The following is a 22713-nucleotide window of genomic DNA, read 5'->3' as shown; positions in this document are numbered from 1 at the left end:
GGGTTGAGGGATACACCTAACTGGCCAACAGTTCAATCGTCCCCCTACGATGTCCATTATGGACAAAGGTGTCGGCGAGAACAGTATCATAGACTGCTTCATACTCGCTCACCATCCGCTCGACACTGAACCGCTGCCAAACGTAGTCTCGACAGGCCATGCGATCCAGTTGCGGCACTTGGGCAACGGCAGCGACGCATTCTTCGACGGAGTGACAGAGGAAACCGGTTTTACCGTGCTCAATGACTTCGGGTGCTGCCCCCTTGGCGATCGCCACCACTGGCGTACCGGCTGCCATGGACTCAATCATCACTAGGCCAAAGGGTTCCTGCCACGTAATCGGAAAGAGCATGGCGATCGCTCCACCTAGGAGCGCATTCTTGGTTGGATGATCGGCTTCGCCGATAAATTGGATAAATTCACCATCAATGTGGGGTTCAATCAATTCCTTGAAGTAGTCGCGATCGACCCGATCCACTTTGCCGGCCATCCGCAGGGGGATGCCCACTCGCTTAGCAATTTCAATGGCATGGTGAGGGCCTTTTTCCGGGGAGAGCCGTCCCAAGAAGGCCAGATAGGGTGGATCGGTGGGCTGCGGATAGAAGTGATGGGTTTCCACGGCAATGGCGTTATAGACCGTGGCAATGTAGTTCAAGTCCCGTAGTTGCCGCTGGGAATGGGAAATACTGACGTAGTTTTGGTTGCGATATTGGCTGAAAATGCGCTCATTATCCGTCGTAAAGCGACCATGGAGCGTGTGAACAACGGGTGTTTTCACCAGACTGGCGTAGGGTAAGGCCGTATAGCCCACATGGGAATGGATGACATCAAATTCATTGGCGTGACGAAAGACCTCTCCCAGTTGAAGGGCTTCATAGACGGCATATTCTTGCACATTGGAATCGAGGCGAATGGCATGGGGATAGGTAGAAACTAATTTGGCTTGGGTCATGGAATCGCCACTGGCAAACAGCGTGACCTCGTGCCCTCGCTTGACTAATTCTTCCGTGAGCAGACTCACCACCAACTCCACACCCCCATAGGCGGGCGGCGGTACCCGTTCCCACAGGGGGGCGATTTGAGCAATGCGCATACAAGTCTCCTCGAACAATACGGTTAGTCACCGATGCCTTGATGCTAATCGCGCGATTGACTCAGCAGCATGGCTGCCTCAACGGTACGCAATCTCACTGAAAAAGACCAAGGGGGTAAATCCCTACCTGAAACTTCGGGAATCCGTACTATTATTTGTTATTATCGCTACATTTTGTCAGTTTAAGGCGTGATAGAATTTGCTACTTAACTTTACATTTTCTTAAAGAAGAGTGATTTTCTTGATCAGAGAAAAAAGTATCGTGCAAACGTTCCTCTGATCGCTATTCTATGAACAGGCATTGCCCGTTTCGCACTTCCTAAAATTTTAGTGGCAATCGTTCATGGATATTCAACTGATTCAACTTTTTGTTAATGGCTTGGCGGTGGGGAGTATTATTGCCCTTGCAGCCGTGGGGTTGACGCTCACATTTGGGATTTTGCGCCTGCCCAACTTTGCCCATGGCGACTTTATGACGGCGGGAGCCTACCTGACATTGGTGGCCAATGCAACAGGACTGGATATTTGGCTCTCAATGGTGATCGGTGGCTTGGGAACGGCAGGGTTGATGCTCCTAAGTGAGAAGCTCCTGTGGCAGCCGATGCGCGATCGCCGCGCTACCTCAACGACGCTGATTATTATTTCCATTGGTCTTTCATTTCTGCTGCGCAATGCCGTGATTCTCATTTGGGGCAGTGAAAACCAAACCTATCGGCTACCGGTGATGCCTGCCCTTGATTTTTGGGGGGTGAAAATTATTTACTCGAAGGTGATTGTAATGATTTTGGCGGTGGTGGCGATCGCCACTGTGCATTTGATCCTGCAACGCACGAAAGTCGGCAAAGCCATGCGAGCCGTAGCCGATGATCTGGACTTGGCACGGGTTTCGGGGATTGATGTCGAGTGGGTGGTGCTGTGCACTTGGCTGTTGGCGGGGGTGCTCACGGGAGTGGCCGGAGGGCTTTATGGTTTGATTACCGCTGTGCGGCCAACAATGGGGTGGTTTTTGATCTTGCCCCTCTTTGCCAGTGTGATTCTGGGTGGCATTGGCAATCCCTATGGCGCGATCGCTGGCGCCCTGATTATTGGTGTGGCGCAGGAGATGAGTACCCTGATGATTCCCTCTGAATACAAGCTGGCCGTTGCCCTCGTCATTATGATGGCGGTGCTTTTGGTACGTCCCCAAGGGCTATTTCGTGGCACACTCAGTTAGTGTTCTTAGGAGAAGTCCCCTGACCCTTTACACCCTTGAAGCCCTTGTGGCTGCCATCAATGCTGCACCCCAAGACTGGCGCCCTTTGGTCTTTACCAATGGCTGTTTTGACCTGATCCATGCGGGTCATGTGCGCTATCTAGCGGCAGCCCGTGCCCTCGGTAAACGCTTGGTGGTGGGCTTGAATAGCGATCGCTCCGTCGCAGCCCTAAAGCCAAAACGGCCAATTATTCCCGAACAGCAGCGGGCAGAGGTGCTTGCTAGTTTACGATCAGTAGATGCGGTGGTGCTGTTTAGCGATCGCACTGCCACGACCCTGATCGAGGTTCTCCAACCGGAGATCTACGTCAAGGGGGGCGATTACCAACTGGCGACCCTACCGGAAGCGGCGGCTGTGCAGCGCTATGGCGGTCGTATTGAACTCATTCAAGTAGAGGTTCCCAGTTCAACAACGGCGATCGTCCAACGCATTTTAGAGTTGCATGGGGAGGAGTCACCGGGCGCATGGTCACCACAGAACCAGCCTTAGCCGATTTACGGGAGCAGTTGTACAACGGCAACGAAAAATCCCAACTGGCCGCCATGACCACCCTGAGTACGGCAGGCAGTGAAGGCTATCACCTCTTGCAGGAGTTTCTCAAAGACAGTGCCACCTTTTCCCCCCCACCCGCCCCTTGGATTCGCGGTCAGGCCTATCGTCTCCTATTCCACAGCCCGGAAGCCTCGGTGCAAGCCTTTTTGCAACAATACTATCCCCAAGGGGTGATCCCGCTGCGCTCCGATCGCGGCGTGGACTATCAGGAACTGGCTGAACTCCTCGTGGCCGAGAAATTTGAAGCTGCCGATCGCCTGACGACGCAAAAGCTCTGTGAACTGGCGGGACCCTTGGCACAAAAGCGCCGCTGGCTCTACTTTACGGAGGTGGAGCAATTCCCGATTGTGGATTTACAAACCATTGATCAATTGTGGTTGGCCTTTTCCTTGGGGCGCTTTGGCTATTCGGTGCAGCGGCAACTGTGGCTGGGCTGCGGTCAAAACTGGGATCGGCTGTGGGAGAAAATTGGCTGGCGGCAGGGTAAGCGGTGGCCGCGCTATCCCAATGAATTTATCTGGGATTTGAGTGCCCCGCGCGGACATTTACCCCTGACCAATCAACTGCGGGGCGTACAGGTGATCAATGCCCTGCTCAATCATCCCGCTTGGACGGCCTAGAATAGGGGTAGCAACAAGCGTAGCAGCAGTGGTGAGGTGGCAGGGATGAAAAAGAACATTCAGCGATTGATGGTGGCGATCGCCCTTGTAGCCGGTATCAGTGGCGCAACCATTCCACCCCAAGTCGTGGCTCAAACCAGTGGCGGCCTATTGACCGCTGAGCAAATGAAAAAACTCAATCTCAGTGTTGAGCAAAAACAGGCCGTACTGCGGCTAACCCTGCGCACCAACGATCGCATCCTCAAGATCCTTGATCGCGACCAACAGCGCATCTTTCGCAATGCCATCAAACAGGGGAAATCCACTGGTGAAGCCATGGACGCCGTTTCGCTGCGCCCTGATCAAAAGACACAGCTCGCGAAAGTGATGCAGGATACCCGTGTCGAAATGCTGACAATTCTCACCCCCGAGCAGGTGAAGCAACTGCAAGGATCGCGCTAAGCTGAGCAGCGTTTAGCCAATGAGTCGAGGTTCAGGATTGGCTTAAAGCAGAAAGTCCTCGGGTGGCTGCTGAGGGACTACAATCGGTAGAACCTGTTCGAGATTGCCATCGGGACGGGCAATAATTTGATGGGAGATGACCTCGTGGCCACTGAGCGATCGCGCTGCTCGAACCGCCGCATTCACGTCCGCCACCTCTCCCCGAATCACCACTGTCCAGTAACCCGCACCAATCCCCTCACAACTGACAAGGGTAACCTGCGCCGCTTTTACCAATGTATCGGCCACAGCAAGGGCTGCCGGGTACCCCAACACCTGCACCATGCCCACCGCTTCTGCTGCCATCACGATTCCCCCTTCCACATCTCCCATATTTTAGAAAAGGACTGTAGTTAAGCTAGAGAAACGGTGCCCTAATTGCCTAAAGGTGGAGTAGATTCGATGCAGACCAGAGTGGCATTCGCGGAGCTAGAGGAGGTTCTGACCCACAATGGCATTTCTGCTCAACAAGCCCTCACCCTTTTGACAACTGCTCTTCCCTTAGCCGCAAGCAGTGATCCGCAAGAACCATTGCCCCCCCTACTCAAGTCACTCCAAACTGCCAGCGATCGCCTGCGCCAACAACAGGTGGGGGACACTGTCACCTATGTGATTAACCGCAACATCAACTTCACGAATATCTGCGAGCAACACTGTGGCTTTTGTGCCTTTCGTCGCGATGCCACTGCTGCCGATGCCTACTGGCTCGACATTGACACAATCCTAAGCAAAGTGGCTGATGCCGTTGCCCAAGGGGCGACAGAAATCTGTATGCAGGGGGGACTCAATCCAGCAGCCAAAGCTGGTGGCTCCACATTGCGCTATTACCAATCCCTCGTGCGGGACATTAAAAACGCCTTTCCTGAAATCCATCTCCACGCCTTTTCGCCCCAAGAAATTCAATTCATTGCCCGCGAGGATGGCCTCTCCTATGCCCAAGTGATTGATGTCCTGCATCAGACGGGGGTGGACTCCATGCCCGGGACCGCTGCGGAGGTGTTGGTGGATCGGGTACGGGCAAAAATCTGTCCTGAGAAAATAAACACCGCCACTTGGCTGGAGATTGTTGAGACGGCTCATCGTTTGGGGGTGTGGACAACCAGTACAATGCTCTGTGGCCACATTGAAACGCCAGCGGATCAGGTGGCTCACCTACAACACCTACAGCAACTTCAACAAAGGGCTTTGGAACGCGACTATCCCGCGCGAATTACCGAGTTTATTCTGCTGCCCTACGTGGGGGAACTTGCCCCCAAGGCAATGCGACAATGGGTAGGACACCACCAACCGCAGTTATTACCGACATTGGTGCTGACGGCAGTGGCGCGGCTCTTTTTGGGGCAGTGGATTGCCAACCATCAACCCAGTTGGGTCAAACTTGGCCTTAGGGGTGCGACAATGGCACTGAATTGGGGCTGTAATGATTTGGGGGGAACGCTGATGGAAGAACACATTACCTCAGTGGCTGGAGCACAAGGGGGCACGGGCGTCAGTCCAGCAGATCTGGTGGCCGCAATTGGCTCCTTAGGGCGAACCCCACGTCAGCGCACCACACTTTACCATCCCGTTGGAGAGTTGCGATGACCACGGAATCTCAGCCTGCCGTTCAGTCTACCCGTCGGTTCCGCCCTTGGCTGGTGGGTGCTGTCGCCGTGGTCATTGTCGGGGCGGCCGCTGCTGCGGGGGTCTTCCTGTGGCAACGGTTTAGTCAACGTCCGATCGCGCCCGGAATGGCGATCGCCCCCAAGAGCGCCCTATTGACCCTCACCTTACCCACGGATCCCAAGCCTTGGGAAGCCCTTGCCAAAAGCGGCCTGTTACAAGCCCAACCGTGGTTGAACCCCAGCTATGATCCGCTCTCGCCAGAGGGGGTGAATCTGGCGCAACTGGATTACCTCAAGGATGTCCGCCCCTTTATTGGTGACCAAGCCACAGTGGTGTTGTTGCCCATTACCCCAGAGTCCGTCAGAGAATCGCCCGTGCCGCCCCACGTTTGGATTGTGCCGACCCTAAATGTACCAATGGGGGAGCAACTGCTGCAAAGCGTCATTGGCGAACCGATCACAGAAATCAACGGTGTGAAAATCTTCAAGGCCAAGGGGATTCTCCCTGACCCCGATAGCGGCGCGATCGCCCTCGTTACGCATGAAAATCAGGCCTACATCATTTGGAGTCAGCACCAGAGCGCCCTGCAACAAGTCATTGCCACCGCCCAAGCCAACAACGGCATTGGCAGCCAGCCCACCTATCAACAGGCAGTGAAAGGGTTATCGGATCATCGCCCTTTGGTGGAACTCTATTTGAACCTACCCGCCTTTTTAGCGAGTCAGATGGCCGCCCCTGAAGGCAGTCTGCCTGAACCCCCGCGGGAACTGCAAGGGATAGTACTCACCGCAGACATGACCCCTGAGCAAATCGAATTGGAGGCCGTGACTTGGCGCCCTGAGCAGAATCAAGCCCTGGTCAGTGAAGGGCAAAGCCGTGAACTCAGTCGTCTTGTGCCTGAAACGACCCTTGCGTTTTACAGTACAGGCTCCTTTAAGAATTTATGGCAGAATACCCCCGCCTCGGTAAAAGAGACGATCGCCAGCACGGTTAAAGATCTCACTGGCCTCGATTGGCAACAGGCCTTTGTGCCTTGGATGGATGGCGAATTTGCTGCTGCCTTTGTGCCGGTTCCCGCCCTAGGCAATGCCCCTAGTTTACTCTTTCTCAGTCAGACCAGCGATCGCCCCCAAGCCAGTCAAACCTTGAGCCAACTCGATACCCAAATTCGCGATCGCCTGCGGTGGCAAGTACAACAAACAGCAACAGAACCGCAACCGATCACCACTTGGCGCATTCCGCCGGGTTTGCCAGTAGGGCAGCACGGTTGGCTGAATGACCAGACCCTCTTTTTGGGACTCGGCCCTTTGACGGATATGAGTACCCGCCCTGAACGCTCCCTTGCCGACTCTCCCCTCTACCGTGCAGTGCTGCCCCAGCCCAAAGACACGCAGTTTTACCTGAATTTGAGTAACCTTGGGTCACTGCAAAATAACTTGCTCTTGCCCGAACTGGCACCTGAAGTGGCGCGATCGCTCCAACCCTTTGCTGCCCTAGGCATCACCAGTCAGGTGCGGGATAATCAATTCACCCATTACATCGCTCGAATTCGCCTAAAATCCACTTCACCACCGTAGGTTCAGCCAACGCCGGGGGAACCCTGAAACTAGACGCAGATTTGCTACCGAAGGACGTGACTGAATTACTGTGGAACCAGATGTTTTGCTGAAACGATATAGCGTTGGCGATCGCGACTTTGCGGGGGTACGGTTGCGCCGCGCTAACCTGAGTCGGTGTATTTTGACGGGCATTGACCTTTCCCGTGCCGATCTCACCGATGCTGCCCTACAGAGCACGAACCTGCAAGGAGCCGATTTGCGGGGGGCAATTCTCACTGGCGTCAATCTTAGTCAAGCGGATCTGCGGGGGGCGGATCTGCGGGGCGTGATTTTAATCAGTGCTGATCTGCGCTGGGTGTCTTTGCGCAAGGCCAACCTCACAGGCGCGGATTTGACCCGTGCTAACCTTGCCAATGCGGATCTTAGTGAAGCCAACCTCACTGGTGCTCAACTGAGTGAAGCCATTTTGCGGGATGCCAATCTGACGCTCACGGATCTCACCCTTGCTGAACTTGAGCGTGCCAACCTCACCCGTGCCAACTTAACGGAAGCCTACCTGCGGGGCGCCGATCTTGCGGATGCTGTCTTGCGGGAAAGTCAACTCGTGCAGGCCAATTTACGCGGCGCCAATCTCAGTGCCACCAATTTGCAGCAGGCCAACCTAGAGCGGGCGATTTTGATTGGGGCGAATCTGCGTCGTGCCCGCCTTGAGGAAGCCAATCTCCGCGAAGTGGCCTTCAAAGAGGCCAATTTACGCCATGCCTGTTTGGACAAAGCCAACCTTGTTGGAGCTGATTTACGGGGAGTGAGCCTTGCCCAAGCACTCTTGCGAGGAGCCGATCTCAGTTCCGCGATTCTCATTGGTGCCAACTTAATGGGGGCTAATCTCAGCGGTGCCGATCTGCGGGGAGCCAATCTCATTGAAGCGATTCTTACCGGTGCCAGCCTCAATGGTGTTGATCTCAGTGCGGTGGATATGAGCGAGGCGATTCTGCCGGATGGCTATCTCTCGGAATAGCGTCAAGGGACGACCGCTGCTGGTGTAGATTAGAAGATCGGTGATTTTGAGACAGGCATGGCAACCACGTATCGCATTGCTGTTTTGGCCGGGGATGGGATTGGTCCAGAAATTACGGCTGTTGCCCTCGATGTGCTGCGGGCGATCGCCCCTCGCTTTGAATTGGACTTTGACTTTATTCCTGCCCTTGTGGGTGGCTGTGCTATTGATGCTGTGGGGGAACCCTTGCCAGCAGCAACGCTGGAAACCTGTCGGCAAAGTGATGCCGTGCTTTTAGCCGCCATTGGCGGAACGCAGTGGGATAGCTTACCGCGTCATCTGCGCCCGGAAACGGGATTACTTGCCCTGCGGTCGGGTCTGGGTTTATTTGCCAACCTCCGTCCTGCCAAGATTTTTCCCCAACTGCTCCATGCCTCGTCCCTGAAGCCGGAAGTGATTGCCGGTGTGGATCTCATGGTTGTGCGCGAACTCACTGGCGGCATTTACTTTGGTCAACCGCGCGGTATTTTCACCACTGAAACGGGTGAGCAGCGGGGGGTGAATACGATGGCCTACACCGCTACGGAAATTGATCGCATTGGCCGTGTTGCTTTTGAAACGGCTCGCAAACGGCAGGGCAAACTCTGCTCGGTAGACAAGGCCAATGTTCTAGAAGTTTCCCAACTGTGGCGCGATCGCCTGACTGCGCTTAGCGCTGAATATCCCGATGTGGAACTCACCCACCTCTACGTGGACAATGCGGCAATGCAACTGGTGCGCGCTCCGAAACAGTTTGACACGATAGTTACCAGTAACTTATTTGGCGATATTCTCTCCGATATTGCTGCCATGCTCACGGGCAGTATTGGTATGCTCCCCTCCGCCAGCCTAGGGGAATCCGGGCCGGGCTTATTTGAACCGGTTCATGGTTCTGCACCGGACATTGCTGGTCAAGACAAAGCGAATCCCTTGGCAATGGTGCTCAGTGCAGCCATGATGCTGCGTTATGGCCTCAACCAACCAGCGGCAGCGCAAGCGATCGAAGAGGCGATTACTGCGGTTTTAGATCAAGGCTACCGCACTGGCGATTTAATGGCTGAGGGCTGTACGCTTGTGGGCTGTCGTGAAATGGGCAACCTCTTAATCAAGGAATTGTCCAAGTAGGCTCGTTTTTATCCACGACGCTTTGTTAGAAGTGTCAACGTTTGAGGAAAAATCGTCCGTCAGGGCGAGGTTGCTCTCCTGTGCGCTTTTTAGCCTAGGAGTATGTCCTCCTGTGATCTGAGTCCCCTGAATTCGTCATCTTCAGCAAAGGGCATAGGTTCTCCTCTCCGTTGTCTGACAATTCAACGCAGCTATGAAACAGCGACAGTCATTACCCTCTGGGGATTTACCGACCAATTCAGTCCCTCCTCAAGAGGTCAGTTTTCCTGATCAACAGGTGACGGCTGCTGAGAATGGCACGGCACCGCTTACTGGCGCAATGACTGAAGTCCTCCCGGATACTTCGCCACAGGCTCGCTCTAAACGCAAGGTTGTTGGGTTTGTTATCGGGGCGATCGCGATGGTTTTTGGTTCTATGATTGGCTGGCGGTGGTGGCAATTCCAGTCCACCCATGTCAGTACAGAAAACGCCCAAATTGCAGGCCATATTTCTCCCATCTCTGCCAAAATATCCGCTAAAGTTGAACGGGTTTTGGTCAATGAAGGAGATCAGGTTCAGGCAGGCCAACCTCTGGTGATCCTTGAGGATCAGGATTTAACGTTGCGCCAACAGCAAGCCGAAGCTGCCCTTGTCAGTGCCCAAGCTCAACTCGAAAGTGCCAGCCACACTGTCAGCATCACCAGCGAAAGCAATCCCCTTGAGATTCAACAGGCCGAAGCCAATGTTGCCGCCAGTGAATCAGCCGTTCGTGCCGCCCAAACCAATGTGGCTCAAGCCCAAGCCCAAATCATGGCTCGCAAAGCAGCCGTTGCCCAAGCAAAAACGGAGTTAGACAAAACACGTTCTGACTTTCAACGCTACCAATCTCTCTATCAAGCAGGGGTGATTCCCGCTCAACAATTTGATTCGGTGCGCGCCGCCTATGAAAGTGCCCAAGCCGCCCTAACCGTTGCTCAGCAAAACGTTCTCCAAGCACAGGCGCAATTCAGAAATGCACAAGCACAACTCCAAACAGCCATTGCCCAGAGTGATGCCGCCAAGGAGCAACTGCGGCAAACACAAATTGCGACCCAAAAGCTAAAGGTACAGCAAGCACAGCAGCAACAGGCACAAGCACAAGTCAAACAAGCCACGGCTGCTCTCGCCCTTGCTAATCAGCAATTGAGCTACACGGTCATCAAAGCACCGCTGAGCGGCACCGTTGGTCAATTAACCGCCCAAGTGGGACAAAGGGTACAGCCTGCCCAACCCCTGCTGGCCATTGTGCCGTTGAAAACCCAGGACGTTTATGTTGAGGCCAACTTCAAAGAAACGGATTTCGGTAGGCTACGCATTGGTCAGCGGGCGAGCGTTGAACTGGATGCCTATCCGGGGGTGACCTTTAAGGCCAAAATTGTCGGCATGAGTCCCGCCACGGGTGCCAGCTTTGCCCTGATTCCACCGGATAATGCCACAGGCAATTTTAACAAAGTGGTTCAATGGGTACCCGTCCGGCTAGTGTTTGACCCGAACACCGACCCACAACATCGCTTGAGACCGGGGTTGAGCGCGACTGTCACCGTTGATTTGACCTCTGCCCCGCCAACTGCCCATTAGAGAACATTCACTCCACCGCCAAAAATGACAAGTGCTCATGCCGATCATCCCTCTTCCGCAGCACCTTTGGGCTATGTTTATGGCCCCCTCAAGTGGGCGATCGCCCTGACTGCTGCCCTCGGGGCAATGCTTGAGGTAATTGACACCAGTATTGTCAATGTTGCCCTAACGGATATGCAAGCAACGCTGGGGGCGACGGTCAGTGAAATTGGCTGGGTGATTACGGCCTACGCGATCGCCAACGTGATTTTAATTCCCCTATCAGCGTGGTTGGGAGAAACCTTTGGTAAGAAAAATTACTTTATTTTCTCAATGGTGGGGTTTACCCTTGCCTCTGTCCTCTGTGGCTTGTCAGCCAATCTCCACATGCTGATCATTGCCCGCATTTTACAGGGGCTATTTGGCGGCGGACTCCTAGCGAAGGCTCAAGCGATTTTGTTTGAAACTTTTCCGCCGGCGGAGCAGGGCATGGCACAGGCGGTGTTTGGGGTGGGGGTGATTGCTGGACCTGCGATCGGGCCGACCCTCGGCGGTTATCTAACGGACAACTGGGGTTGGCGCTGGATTTTCTTTGTGAATTTACCCGTCGGTATCATTGCCGTTTTCATGTCGATGATTTTTTTACGACCCGACCCGAAACATCGCCCCCATGAGCGGGTGGATTGGCTAGGCATCTTGCTGTTGATTGTTGCTGTCGGCAGTTTACAAACGGTGCTAGAAGAGGGGGAGACCCAAGGTTGGTTTGATTCGACACTCATTAGAACATTAACGTTTACCACTGTCATTGGTTTAGCACTCTTTATCTGGCGGGAGTTGAGCACCCCTGCACCAGCGGTTGATCTCAGAGTGTTGCGGTACCGTTCCCTCGCCGTCGGTAGCCTCTACTCGATCATCGTTGGCCTTGGTCTCTATGGAACCCTATTTGCAGTGCCGCTCTTTACCCAGAGTATTTTGGGATTTTCAGCCACACAGACGGGACTTCTCTTGGCGCCGGGGGCCCTCAGTTCGGCGATCGCCATGATTTTACTGGGTAAAGTCTCTACCAAAATTGACCCCCGCATCCTCATTGGCCTAGGGGCGATCGGGACAACCGTGATCATGTTTCAGTTGGCGGACATTACACCCCAGACGGGCACCGATCAGCTCTTTTTTCCGCTGCTGTGGCGGGGGGGAACGATTGTCATGATGTTTTTGCCCCTGAGTTTAACTGCCCTTGGCTCTCTACCCCAAAACGCAGTCGCCGCAGGTTCTGGCTTTTTCAATTTAACTCGCCAACTAGGGGGGAGCTTTGGCATTGCCATTTTGGGGACACTGCTGGATCAGCGACAGACCTTTCATCGAGATGTTCTAGCGGCTAATCTCACCCCCTATTCACTGGCCACCAATGAGCGACTAGCTCTCCTCAGAAATCTTTTTGAAAGCCACGGCTCCGATCCGATCACCGCCCATCAACAGGCACTGGCTGCCCTCAGTCAAACCCTCAATCTGCAAGCAGCGGTTTTATCCTATGCCGATGTCTTCCGTTTCGTCGGTTGGGTCTTCATCTGTTCCCTACCCCTGCTGTTCTTGCTCGAAAAAAGTCGTGGCACCGCCGACACCAGCCATCTCCATTGAGGGTCATTGAGGCACTTTGAGACTTCGCGAACATGCACCCTTGATGTAGCCTATGTTTGCCTCTGTTAGGATGTTAGGAGCTTTTGGTGATCTGAATGCGACGATTGTCACAACTGGAGAGGCTGGTTGAGCCTTTTCTCTGGTATTTCCGTCTTTTTGTCATTATTCCAGTCATTTTTAGCCTACTCAGTACCTTTGCTCTATTTATTCTCGGCAGTCATGAAATCCTTCTCGGGCTGGGCATCCAGTTTCGCAACTATGGAGACTCGACAATTTATATCAAAACCCTTGGCTACATCATCACGGGTATTGACTTGTATTTAATTGGCATTATTTTATTGCTGTTTGCCCTCGGTATTTATGAACTGTTTATTTCTAAAATTGATGCGGGTCTGGCTCGCGATCGCGCCACTGATGTTTCCCTGATGCAGGCTCAAAGCTTGGATCAGCTTAAGGATAAACTGCTGAAAACAATCGTCATGGCTCTGGTGGTGACTTTCTTTAAGCAACTGATTGCCTTCAATGTCAAAACCCCCCTTGACTTACTGTATCTGGCCACCGCAATTCTGATTATTGCCATCAGCACGTACTTGATGTATCGCGTTAGTTCAGAAGCCCATCACTAGATGCTAAGGGTCTGCAAGAAATGTTTTTTCTAAGCAGCATGAATTTCTGCCAGTAGGGCATCCACCTGCTCAATACTCAGGGGTTGCGAGAAATAATAGCCTTGGGCATAGTCACAGCCGAGTTCCCGCAGTCGCGTCACTTGATAGGGATGCTCCACCCCTTCAGCAACCACTTCTAGTTCCAACCCCTTGGCAAGACTGACAATGGCATCAATCACAAGCGGCTTTTGCTCGGTTTCAGTGATCAGCTTCACAAAGCTGCGATCTACTTTCAGGATATCAATGGGAAGATTGGTCAAGTAGCACAGGGAAGAATAGCCGGTGCCAAAGTCATCGAGGCTAAGCTTGATTCCTTGCGCCTTGAGTTTAAGTAGCATATCGCGCACTTGATCCGGCTGTTCAATGCCCACACTTTCGGTCATTTCGAGGTGCAGGCAATGGGCGGGAATCTGGGTTTGTTCCAAGGCTGCCAACACCTGTTCGGCTAGGGCAGGGTGCATCAGTTGCCGATTCGATAAATTCACATTTACAGACAACTCACACTGGGGAAAGTGCTCGTGCCAGTGCTGCAGATCGCGGCAAGCCCGCCAGATCACCCAATCGCCAATGGGCAAAATCAGTCCCGTTTCCTCAGCAAGGGGAATGAAGCGATCGGGCAGTAATAAACCTTGGGTAGGATGTTGCCAGCGAATCAGGGCTTCAAAACCGTAGAGACGATTATCACTAAGGCGGTAAATGGGCTGATAAAAGAGGGTAAATTCATCCCGCTCAAGGGCTTGGCGCAACCCGACTTCGAGGGAGAGGCGATCGCGCGCCATCAAATGCATTTCTTCACTAAAGACCTGATAGCGACTGCCCCCGGCCAACTTGGCACGATACATGGCAATATCAGCATTGCGCAAATAGTTTTCTGCTTTTTCAATGTGGGGCGATCGCGTGGCCACACCGATACTCACCCGCAGCGTAATCGGTTGATCTTTGACCATAAAGGGTTTATCGAGTTCACAGTGAATGCGATCGCAAACCCCCAAGGCATCGTTATTATTGCTAATATCATCCAGCAAAATCACAAACTCATCGCCACCAATGCGAGCCACGGTGTCATCAGGGCGCACAATTCGGGTGAGACGATTGGCCAATTCAATCAAAATCATGTCCCCACAACTGTGGCCGAGGCTGTCGTTAATGACCTTAAAGCGATCAATATCAATAAACAAAATTGCAAATTTATAGTCGGGACGACGACGACCATGACGAGCCGCCTGTTCAATGCGATCAAAGAGGAGCGTGCGATTGGCTAGCCCCGTCAGCGAGTCATGGAGGGCATCATGGAGCAACTGCGCCTCGGCAAGGCGATGTTCTGTCAAATCGGTCAGGGAACCCGCAACCCGCGTAGCATTCCCATAGGCATCCCGCAGCACCAGCCCCCGTGCCAACGCCCAACGATAGGAACCATTGCGATGTTGAATGCGAAATTCCTGATGGAAATGAGGGGTTTGGCCACGCACATGGAGCATTAAATTCAATTTGACCCGCTCGACATCTTGGGGGTGTATCCGCTTGAGCCAATCGTCAATGTGGTTGCCAACTTCGTGATCCTGATAGCCAAGAATCGTTTTCCAGCGGGAGGAATAAAACGTCTCATTGGTCGTCAGGTTCCAGTCCCAGATGCCATCATTGATGCCACGGGTGAGCAGCGCATAGCGATCGCTGGTTTCCAGCAACGCTGCTTGGGTCAACTTCATATCGGTAATGTTGTAGCCGCAGATCAGACCCGCCCCATTGGGAAAGCGCACAAATGCCCAGATCATCTCTAGGACTTGACCATCAGCGCCATGAACCGGTATTTCCTGCCAACCATTGGGGGGATGAATCATCCAATAGCGAATCTGCCGCTGGGTCTCGGGATCGGGAAAACACTGGCTCAAAAAATCCCGCGAGAGCAAGTCCCCCGTATCCCAGCCCAACTGGGTCGTCACCTCTTGGTTAATGGAATGAATTTGCCCCTCATTGTCATAGAAAATAATCAACAGGGGTAAACGGGCACAAACACTCCGCAGCAGCTCATAGGGATCCGCGCTTGCTGGAAAATCAAAACCATAGCCCGCTTGACCACCCATGATTGGCCGACCGAATTGAGGAAACAAAAACGAGGCATCGTGCTCCATGATGCTATCCTAGCTTGAGTGTTCAGCAAATAACAGAGTGATTTGACCTAGACCAATAAAAGTGCTAGACACATTGGTGCCTCTCCTCAAATTCCTATTATGAAGCGACAAAGATATTGAGATCTCTTCAAATTCTTGTGCCTAGGCAGTTACCGATTCTTTGCCCACGCCTGATGAGGCATATTTTAATCCCAAAATCCAGAAAATCTGCTGGGTAATGGCCTCATATTGCTCAATAGAGAGTAGGTCTTTTTTTTGGTGCAAAAGAATAAGTCTGCCCAACTGTTCGGTGACTGTAGCCAATTCCTCTACGTCTGGATAAAGACTCTCTAATACAGCCCCCAGATCTGCTTCTGCATTGGCCACCAGTCCTGCCCCCTCATAGATGACAGGCTTAAGAAATGGCTCATACTGCCGCAACAACCGCCGCAAGTAATAAATCATTGAAATCGACAACGAGGGAACCATAAGCGACTTCCTTACATCCAAATAGAGGAGGACAAAATCGAGTATTACTCATTGGGCAATTAGGCATTAAATCCTGAAAACTGGGTCACAGTTGTTATCCAGATTACAATCCGACCAAGTCATTGCAACTTTTTTTACGTCCTAAGATTGCGCTTAGGAGAGTGATTTTCTGGATTAACCTTGATAGCATACCAATGCTCATAGTCTAGGCAACCTCACTAATTTCTGTCAATTGAGTCTTGGTATTCGTGAATACTGATTTGCCGTGTTTTTACAAGATTTAAGTTTTAATTAATTCTTGTTTAGATAGTTTGATTGATATTCATTAATTATTTTTTTGATCCCAAAGTTATTCACTAAATGATCAATTTTGAGATATTGAGTCTCATATTGAAATTGATGATGATTCATTAGTTTTCCCCCAAACAAAGATTGATTTTCAACAATCTATCCGTAGAGTAATGTCCCACTGCTAGAGCGTTTTCGCTTTAGAGATTGTCTATAAATCATCCTAAAACTTGGATCACTACTTCTTCAAAGGTTCGTAATCCTTTTTTGCTTTTTAATAACTGAAGGGTTGAATAGTTAAGACTTATTTAAGCTTCTTAGGATTTCTTGATACTTCTCGTCCTGACAAAATCACTCCGCTACAGGGAGACTTTCAGGCAGCAAATCCTCGCCAGCAAAGGGTACTGAGCCATTTATCTGATTTTGATTTACAATTTATAGCGAAAAGCAAAAATTTATTTTTAGCTATTTATGCTGTATCTACGGCAATTGATGTTGATTTTTTAGGGAGTCCTAGTGTACAAAAAAGCCCACAATCACTAGCGGAATAAAGAGACTCAGGGCAACAATGAGCAGTAAATTTTCTGGCTCAACGTTAATGATCGTGGGTTGATTGCGTTTCTTTTGGGGATTTGGATCGGTCATGGCAGGATACCCGATGGATACCCCTAGCCTAACAAACGCTGTCGCAGCCCTTGCGAATGTTAATAGCTCGAAAGAATCGGCTATGATACTCTCAGGTGCCTAAATCAGCGGGGATCCCTATGCAGTGTCCCTATTGCCACCATACGGATAGTCGGGTTCTAGAGTCTCGATCGGCAGAGGGGGGGCAAAGTATTCGGCGGCGTCGGGAGTGCCTTGAGTGTAGCCGTCGCTTCACCACCTATGAGCGGATTGAGTACGTTCCGATTACAGTGATCAAGCGCAATGGCGATCGCGAGTCCTTTGATCGCTCCAAATTGCTGCGGGGGATCATGACTGCCTGTGGCAAAACCAACATTCCCCAACAAAAGATTGAAGCCCTCGTAGATGATATTGAGGCGGATTTGCAGTTGCGATCGCGCCGCGAAGTCACCAGCGCTGAATTGGGGGAAGCGGCACTCCAACGACTGCGCCATCTTAGCGAAGTGGCCTATGTCCGTTTTGCCTCGGTCTATCGTCAGTTCCAAGGGATTAGTGACTTTGTTGCGGAATTAGCTCATCTTCAAGAGACCCCTGCCTCGCCAGAGTTGGTGACGATCTCCCAGTCCTAGAGGGATTTCATCGGTAGATCGGCATTCATCGTGTCAATGAGCCGTTGCTCCTCGTCATTGATCTGGTCAATGTAGTGGTCAAAAATTTGCGCTAAACGCGGTTCATAGAAGCGGTGCAGGCTGTAGTTGGGAGTGGCTGGAAAGCCCCGTCGTTTTTTATGGCGTCCGCCGGCGCCGGGATCAAAGCGCTGAATCCCGTGGGCGATCGCCCACTCAATGGGTTCGTAGTAGCAGGCACTAAAGTGCAGGCAGTCAATTTCGCGGGCACTGCCCCAATAGCGACCGTAGAGATGTGATCCCTTGGTAATGCAAAAGGACATGGCAATGGGACGCTGCGCGCCACTACTGGGGTAGGCGGCAAAGAGCACCACTCGATGGCGATAGCGATCGCTCAGGGCTTCAAAAAACTGCCGTGTCAGATACTTGCTGCCCCACCAACCAAATTTGTCGCAGGTATCGGCATAGAAATCGTACATCTGTCGCAACAGGCTGCGGCTGACCTCATCCCCCTGATGAACCCGAAAGGTGAGATCCGCTTGAGCCACGGCCTTGCGTTCCCGCTTGATATTGCGGCGTTGATTGGCATTGAAGTCGGCGAGATAGTCATCGAAGGTCTGATAGTTGCGATTTTGCCAGATGTAACTGTGGTGGAGCCACGCCCGATAACCATAGGCTTCGGCAGCGGGTTGCCATTGGGGATCAACGTAGAGAAAGTGGCAACTGGAAAAACGGTGACGTTGACAGAGGCGATCAATTTCGTGGAGCATCACCTTGGTCATCAGGGCCACATCCACCCCCTCGGCCATGAGAAAGCGATAGCCCACCGCCGGCGTAAAGGGCGCCATCCCCAGCAGCTTCGGATAATAGCGAATACCTAACCGCGCGGCCAAATCTGCCCATTGGTGATCAAAGACAAATTCCCCTTGACTATGGCCTTTGACATAGAGGGGAGCGGCAGCGACCAGTTCCCGCTGACCTTGGCGATCGCGCCAAACCAGCAAATGATGGGGCAGCCAACCGGTTTGCGGTGTTGCACTGCCAGAGGCTTCAATTTGGTGCAGCCATTCCCATTCAAAAAAAGGCGTCTCTAGGGGCAGAGCAAGGGCATCCCACTGATCTTGGGGAACGCTGGCGATCGCATTCACCCACTGAATCGTTAGCTCTGGTGCCAGTGCCGCTGCAAACTCTGCCATGCTCTTCAGGGAAACTGCGTCTCTGTTGTACTATAGCAAGTGCTTTAGATAAAGACACTGCCATCGGGCATCAATGCCTGCTCCAAGCAAGCCTCCAGCAACAGAGCACTACTAAGATCAGCACGCATTAGGTTGGCTTGACGTAAATTGGCGCCCTTGAGATTTGTGCGGGCGAGGTAGGCATCAATCAGGCGAGCCTCCTGCAAATCAGCCCCCGTTAAATCTGTACGCCGCAGATCCGCTTTATTCAAAACTGCTTCCCGCAAGTTCACCCCTTGAGCTTGGGCATCATCGAGCCGCGCCTCGGAGAGAATCGCCTGACTTAAATCCGCTTGGTTGAGAATTGCTCCCCGTAGATCCGCTTGAGCCAGCCGCGACTGCCGCAAATTGCTCCCCACCAGATTTGCCTCGTAGAGAATGGCACGGGTGAGAATCGCCCCCTGAAGATTGGTATTTTCTAAATTCGCTTGGGCAAGGTTGGCGGCATTGAAGTTGGCTTCCTTGAGATTGGCGCCCTTGAGGTTCACCCGCGATAGATCTGCCCCTGCCAAATTCGTTCCTTGGAGATCCACTTGGCGCAGATCTGCACCCACCAGACTTGCCCCCTCTTGATAGTTCTCTTTGCGAAAGTTGGCACTGCGCAGACAGGAACCAGCCAAAACCGTATGACTTAAATTCACCTGCCGCAAGTCACTACTGAGGAAGTTACAGTCGCGAAAAACGGCCAATGTGAGATCTGCTCCCTGTAAATTGGCGCGATCGAACACGCAACCATGACATTGGGCATCGCGAAAATGACTGTCATTAAAAATCGCTTGGGTAAAGTTGCATCCCTCCAAGCGCGCGCCCGTCAAGAGGGCATAGCTAAAGTCCGCACGGCCAAAGTGACAAAACTGGAAATTCACCCCCTGTAAACTGGCACCGCGCAAATCAATGCCAATCAAATCGGCTCCCACGAGACTCACGCCCGCCAAATTCACACTTTGAAAATTGGTTTCGCCCTTGGCATAGCGAGCGAGCAACTCTTCAGCGTCCATGTCTATCTAAAGTAGGGAGCAACGCGCTAGGAATGCCTATCTTTAACATTGCCAGCCACCGTGCTGCAGGCCGTAGTGTTGCAGAATCTCCTCACATCGTGCTTGGGCATCTCGGTCAAGCGTCGGGGGCACAGCCACAGCAATGCCTTCAATTTGACTCAATTCATAGTCAAAGTGGGAACAGGTTTGGGGCAACAGCCGCACAGAAACCCCATCGAGTAACTGCAAGTGGGCAGCCAGCTCCCGATAGACGGCCAGTGGCATCCGAGGGTTGTAGTACACACGTTCACTCATGGGGCTGGGTCGGCGGGGTGGGCAGTGCACAACAATTGACATCATTCAAGCAAACTTTACCCCACGCTAAAGCCCAGCGCACCAGTGCCACCCGATTTTCTGATTTTGTTTTCATCAGAATATTACTGATGTGGTTATCTACCGTGCGTTTGCTGATGTCTAGTTTGGCGGCAATGTCTTGGTTGGTTAGCCCCGCCGCCACAAGCTCCAACACCTGTAGCTCACGCTCCGACAGCAGTGAATACTCCAACCGATCGTCTTGCGGTATAGACATCCCTAAATCCGTATAATTACTTAGACCCTTATATTAATTGTAGTTGACGATTTCTCTCCTTGCTGCTCTTTTAGCCCAAAACCACACGATTCCCTTACACACGCCCGGCCATCAACGGGGTCGAGGCATGGAGCCGCTGTTGCGTGCCCTTTGGGGAACGGCCTTAGCCCAAGATTTGAGTGAGTTGCCCGGCCTTGATAATTTGGCGCAGCCGACAGGGGTACTGGCAGAGGCACAGGCAGCGGTAGCGGCGACGGCGGGGAGCGATCGCGCTTGGTTTCTGGTGAATGGTGCCACCAGTGGTCTTTTAGCGGCACTTCTCGCCACCGCAGGTCCGGGCGATCGCGTTCTCGTGGGGCGCAATGTCCACCGCTCAGTGATTGCGGGACTGGTGTTAACGGGGGCGAAGCCTGTCTATTTGGGAGTGGCGGTTGATCCCCAGTGGGGGCTGCCGTTGCCCGTTACCCGTGATGTGGTTGCCGCCGGCTTAGCCACCTATCCCGATGCCAAGGCAGTGGTGCTTGTCAGTCCCACCTATGAAGGCCTCTGCTCACCCTTGGTTGAGATTGGCCAATGCGTCCATGACCACGGTTTGCCCCTCATTGTCGATGAAGCCCACGGCAGTCATTTTGCCTATCATCCCGCTTTTCCCGTTACTGCTTTGGCCGCAGGTGCGGATGTGGTGGTGCAGTCGTGGCACAAAACCCTTGGAACGTTAACCCAAACGGCCGTGCTGCATCTGAAGGGGGAGCGGGTGTCCCCTGAGCGTTTGAGTCAAGCCCTGAACCTCGTGCAAACCACCAGTCCCAGCTATTGGTTTCTGGCCGCCCTTGAGCGAGCGGGGGTGCAAATGGCTGAGCAGGGAGAGCAAATCTACGCCCGACTTCTCCACTGGATCAACACTTCTGAATGGCCTTTACCGCGCTGGCAGCCCACAGGTATCCCTCAGGATCCACTGCGATTGACCCTAGGGACTTGGCCGATCGGTCTGACGGGGTTTGCCCTAGATGAGTTGTTGCAACCGCAGATCATGGCTGAATTTCCCAGCGGGCGATCGCTCACCTTTTGCCTTGGCCTTGGTACCAGCCAAACAATGCTCGAACGCTTGGCCGATCGCCTAAAAACTGTTTACGCCGAATACTGCCACCATGCCCCTCTGCCACCACTGACTATGCCACCAATTCCTAACCTCCAAGAACCCACCCTCTCACCACGGGACGCCTACTTTTGCCCACAGGCATCAGTTCCCCTCAAGGCGGCCTTAAATGAGATTAGCGCTGAAACTATCTCCCCCTACCCACCGGGGATTCCCACGGTCATTGCTGGCGAACGGATCACTGCATCAGTGATTGAAACCTTGCAAACCCTCCAAGAACTGGGAGCAGAGATCGTGGGGGCTGCCGATCCTACGCTACAAACCCTAAGAATCTGCAAGATTTAATCTTCCCAGTCCTCCTCTTCAATGAGATGGCTCACCAAATGCTGTTCCAAGAGGGGTTGCAGGTGTTGAAAGTCTTGGGGAGAGAGGAGTTCAGGTTCTTGACCGGGGACAAGGCGAGCCACATAAAGCGTGGGACTCAGGGGCGTATAAACGCTGTATTCCCGTGTACCGCAAAAGAAGCTACTGCCAAGGGGTTGATACTCCTCAATGTCATCATCGGCTTCCACCTCAACCGAGAGAATCTCATCTTCATCCAGATCTGGCAGTTCACCCGCTACGGTGAGGGTGAGTGCAGTGCGCTTGAGAGTGAGGTTTTGTTCTTCAAGGATGGCACGGGCTGTATCAAAGACCGCATCAATTTCCTGCTCCTCTAGGGGCACTAAGGTTTCTTCCTCGTCGTTTTCGGCCACGACCGCAAAAATTTCGACAGGATAGTCCACTGGCCGCAGCAGTGCATAGGTTTCCCCTTGCACATTCAGACGAAACTCGATGTAGCAGTCGAGGAAGCGACCGTCATCATCGTAAAGGCGGAGCTGCTCCATCTCCTCCTCGAAGTCTTCCTCCTCCCAAGGCTGCTCATTACTGTTTTGCTGGTTTTGATAGTTTGAACCCATGCTGCTTCGGTAAAAAGATTCCCTATGGCATTGGAGCATACCATGCAGCGGGTCGCCGTGGGGCATTCCCTGTGGCAGCCTTGGCTAATTTTTCTCCAAAAACTTAAAATTAAGGGGAATCTAAGCCGGCAAATAGGGCGGCAACCACCTGGGCTGCCTTCTGATCGAGCTTGTGCCAGTCCACCTCCCCAGCCGAATCAAAGAGGCTGAGGTCAGCTTGCACCTCCCCCACCTGAAAGTCATGGATGCCACTGTAGTCGAGTTCTGGGGTGTACTGCTGAAAACAAATTTGGTAGCACAGCTCCCACAGGTTCACCCGCTCTTGGCGATCGCCCTGACGTAAATGCAGCCAGTAGAGAATTTGGGGTTCGGCGTCACCGCAGGGAATCTCAACGGTTTCATAGCTGCCCTGCCAAGGGGACGTTTCTAGCGATCGCCGCAGATGATCAAGCAGGCGAATCAGTGCCGGTTGAATCAGTTGTGCCGCTGCATACCAAGGGTGTTCAGTGTTGGCGGTCATGGC

Annotated in this window: 24 protein-coding genes; 13 read left to right on the top strand and 11 right to left on the bottom strand. The window is 52.8% G+C overall.

From position 1 onward, the window contains the following. Positions 1-16: 16 nt before the first annotated feature. A complete protein-coding gene (locus KV190_RS10400) occupies positions 17-1093 on the bottom strand; it encodes a glycosyltransferase family 4 protein (protein ID WP_460193258.1) in 1077 nt (358 codons plus the stop codon). 343 nt (positions 1094-1436) lie between these two features. Here KV190_RS10400 and KV190_RS10395 point away from each other — a divergent pair, with 343 nt between their 5' ends. Genes KV190_RS10395 through KV190_RS10380 form a run of 4 tightly spaced genes read left to right on the top strand, consistent with a single transcriptional unit; the run spans position 1437 to position 3959 of the window. Continuing rightward, the gene (locus KV190_RS10395) at positions 1437-2306 is read left to right on the top strand and encodes a branched-chain amino acid ABC transporter permease (protein WP_460193256.1); all 870 of its coding nucleotides are present in this window, start codon (positions 1437-1439) and stop codon (positions 2304-2306) included. Continuing rightward, positions 2290-2835 (top strand): D-glycero-beta-D-manno-heptose 1-phosphate adenylyltransferase, encoded by a 546-nt coding sequence (gene rfaE2 / locus KV190_RS10390; protein ID WP_460193254.1) that lies wholly within the window; start codon positions 2290-2292, stop codon positions 2833-2835. The genes KV190_RS10395 and rfaE2 overlap by 17 nt, the downstream gene beginning before the upstream one ends. Next, the gene (locus KV190_RS10385) at positions 2811-3518 is read left to right on the top strand and encodes a GUN4 N-terminal ARM-like repeat domain-containing protein (RefSeq protein WP_460193253.1); all 708 of its coding nucleotides are present in this window, start codon (positions 2811-2813) and stop codon (positions 3516-3518) included. The genes rfaE2 and KV190_RS10385 overlap by 25 nt, the downstream gene beginning before the upstream one ends. Positions 3519-3563: 45 nt before the next feature. Then, positions 3564-3959 (top strand): Spy/CpxP family protein refolding chaperone, encoded by a 396-nt coding sequence (locus KV190_RS10380; RefSeq protein ID WP_460193251.1) that lies wholly within the window; start codon positions 3564-3566, stop codon positions 3957-3959. A 42-nt stretch (positions 3960-4001) separates the two neighbouring features. Here the strand turns inward: KV190_RS10380 and KV190_RS10375 are convergent, their stop codons facing one another. Further along, positions 4002-4331: a carbon dioxide-concentrating mechanism protein CcmK gene (locus tag KV190_RS10375; protein ID WP_460193250.1), complete on the bottom strand. Its 330-nt coding sequence runs from the start codon at positions 4329-4331 to the stop codon at positions 4002-4004. 69 nt (positions 4332-4400) lie between these two features. Here KV190_RS10375 and cofH point away from each other — a divergent pair, with 69 nt between their 5' ends. The 7 genes from cofH (at position 4401) to KV190_RS10340 (ending at position 13160) form a co-directional block, all read left to right on the top strand. After that, positions 4401-5582, top strand: a complete 1182-nt coding sequence (gene cofH / locus KV190_RS10370) for a 7,8-didemethyl-8-hydroxy-5-deazariboflavin synthase subunit CofH (protein ID WP_460193249.1) — start codon at positions 4401-4403, stop codon at positions 5580-5582. Then, positions 5579-7180, top strand: a complete 1602-nt coding sequence (locus KV190_RS10365; RefSeq protein ID WP_460193248.1) for a DUF3352 domain-containing protein — start codon at positions 5579-5581, stop codon at positions 7178-7180. Before cofH ends, KV190_RS10365 begins: the two co-directional genes overlap by 4 nt. Positions 7181-7265: 85 nt before the next feature. After that, complete coding sequence (locus tag KV190_RS10360) at positions 7266-8180, top strand: pentapeptide repeat-containing protein (RefSeq protein WP_460193247.1); 915 nt, start codon at positions 7266-7268, stop codon at positions 8178-8180. A gap of 57 nt (positions 8181-8237) precedes the next feature. Further along, on the top strand, positions 8238-9323 hold the full coding sequence (gene leuB, locus KV190_RS10355; protein ID WP_460193245.1) for a 3-isopropylmalate dehydrogenase: 1086 nt from the start codon (positions 8238-8240) through the stop codon (positions 9321-9323). A gap of 193 nt (positions 9324-9516) precedes the next feature. Then, entirely contained in the window at positions 9517-10920 is a 1404-nt protein-coding gene (locus tag KV190_RS10350) for an HlyD family secretion protein (protein ID WP_460193243.1), read from the top strand. Positions 10921-10944: 24 nt separating this feature from the next. Continuing rightward, positions 10945-12534, top strand: a complete 1590-nt coding sequence (locus KV190_RS10345; RefSeq protein WP_460193242.1) for a DHA2 family efflux MFS transporter permease subunit — start codon at positions 10945-10947, stop codon at positions 12532-12534. Between the two features lie 95 nt (positions 12535-12629). After that, positions 12630-13160: a YqhA family protein gene (locus KV190_RS10340; RefSeq protein WP_149819084.1), complete on the top strand. Its 531-nt coding sequence runs from the start codon at positions 12630-12632 to the stop codon at positions 13158-13160. Between the two features lie 29 nt (positions 13161-13189). Here the strand turns inward: KV190_RS10340 and KV190_RS10335 are convergent, their stop codons facing one another. The 3 genes from KV190_RS10335 to KV190_RS10325 all read right to left on the bottom strand — a co-directional run bounded on the left by KV190_RS10335 (position 13190) and on the right by KV190_RS10325 (position 16729). Beyond that, positions 13190-15328 (bottom strand): putative bifunctional diguanylate cyclase/phosphodiesterase, encoded by a 2139-nt coding sequence (locus KV190_RS10335; protein ID WP_460193240.1) that lies wholly within the window; start codon positions 15326-15328, stop codon positions 13190-13192. A gap of 141 nt (positions 15329-15469) precedes the next feature. Next, positions 15470-15772: a hypothetical protein gene (locus KV190_RS10330; RefSeq protein WP_460193239.1), complete on the bottom strand. Its 303-nt coding sequence runs from the start codon at positions 15770-15772 to the stop codon at positions 15470-15472. Positions 15773-16597: 825 nt separating this feature from the next. Next, on the bottom strand, positions 16598-16729 hold the full coding sequence (locus KV190_RS10325) for a hypothetical protein (protein ID WP_460193237.1): 132 nt from the start codon (positions 16727-16729) through the stop codon (positions 16598-16600). A 119-nt stretch (positions 16730-16848) separates the two neighbouring features. Here KV190_RS10325 and nrdR point away from each other — a divergent pair, with 119 nt between their 5' ends. Next, positions 16849-17337 (top strand): transcriptional regulator NrdR, encoded by a 489-nt coding sequence (gene nrdR, locus KV190_RS10320; RefSeq protein WP_460193235.1) that lies wholly within the window; start codon positions 16849-16851, stop codon positions 17335-17337. Here the strand turns inward: nrdR and KV190_RS10315 are convergent. From KV190_RS10315 to pedR, 4 genes are read right to left on the bottom strand one after another with little or no spacing between them, the layout of a single operon-like run. After that, positions 17334-18530 carry a GNAT family N-acetyltransferase gene (locus KV190_RS10315; protein ID WP_460193234.1) on the bottom strand — a complete coding sequence of 399 codons (1197 nt, stop codon included), beginning with the start codon at positions 18528-18530 and terminating at the stop codon, positions 17334-17336. The two genes, nrdR and KV190_RS10315, sit on opposite strands and share 4 nt — an antisense overlap. Positions 18531-18574: 44 nt before the next feature. Next, positions 18575-19567 carry a pentapeptide repeat-containing protein gene (locus tag KV190_RS10310; protein WP_460193233.1) on the bottom strand — a complete coding sequence of 331 codons (993 nt, stop codon included), beginning with the start codon at positions 19565-19567 and terminating at the stop codon, positions 18575-18577. Between the two features lie 42 nt (positions 19568-19609). Then, entirely contained in the window at positions 19610-19861 is a 252-nt protein-coding gene (locus KV190_RS10305; RefSeq protein ID WP_460193231.1) for a hypothetical protein, read from the bottom strand. After that, positions 19854-20135 (bottom strand): photosynthetic electron transport-dependent transcriptional regulator PedR, encoded by a 282-nt coding sequence (gene pedR / locus KV190_RS10300; protein WP_011057702.1) that lies wholly within the window; start codon positions 20133-20135, stop codon positions 19854-19856. The genes KV190_RS10305 and pedR overlap by 8 nt, the downstream gene beginning before the upstream one ends. A gap of 43 nt (positions 20136-20178) precedes the next feature. Between pedR and KV190_RS10295 the strand changes: the two genes are divergently transcribed. Further along, entirely contained in the window at positions 20179-21576 is a 1398-nt protein-coding gene (locus KV190_RS10295) for an aminotransferase class I/II-fold pyridoxal phosphate-dependent enzyme (RefSeq protein WP_460193229.1), read from the top strand. Here KV190_RS10295 and KV190_RS10290 read toward each other — a convergent pair. Both KV190_RS10290 and KV190_RS10285 read right to left on the bottom strand, forming a co-directional pair. Further along, positions 21573-22190: a DUF3727 domain-containing protein gene (locus tag KV190_RS10290; protein ID WP_460193228.1), complete on the bottom strand. Its 618-nt coding sequence runs from the start codon at positions 22188-22190 to the stop codon at positions 21573-21575. The two genes, KV190_RS10295 and KV190_RS10290, sit on opposite strands and share 4 nt — an antisense overlap. Positions 22191-22299: 109 nt before the next feature. Further along, the gene (locus KV190_RS10285; RefSeq protein ID WP_460193227.1) at positions 22300-22710 is read right to left on the bottom strand and encodes a hypothetical protein; all 411 of its coding nucleotides are present in this window, start codon (positions 22708-22710) and stop codon (positions 22300-22302) included. Positions 22711-22713 lie beyond the last annotated feature (3 nt).

The sequence above is a fragment of the Thermosynechococcus sp. FA-CM-4201 genome, from assembly GCF_054689355.1.
The sequence above is the reverse complement of the archived record's forward strand: the minus strand, read 5'-3'. Positions and strand labels throughout refer to the sequence as shown.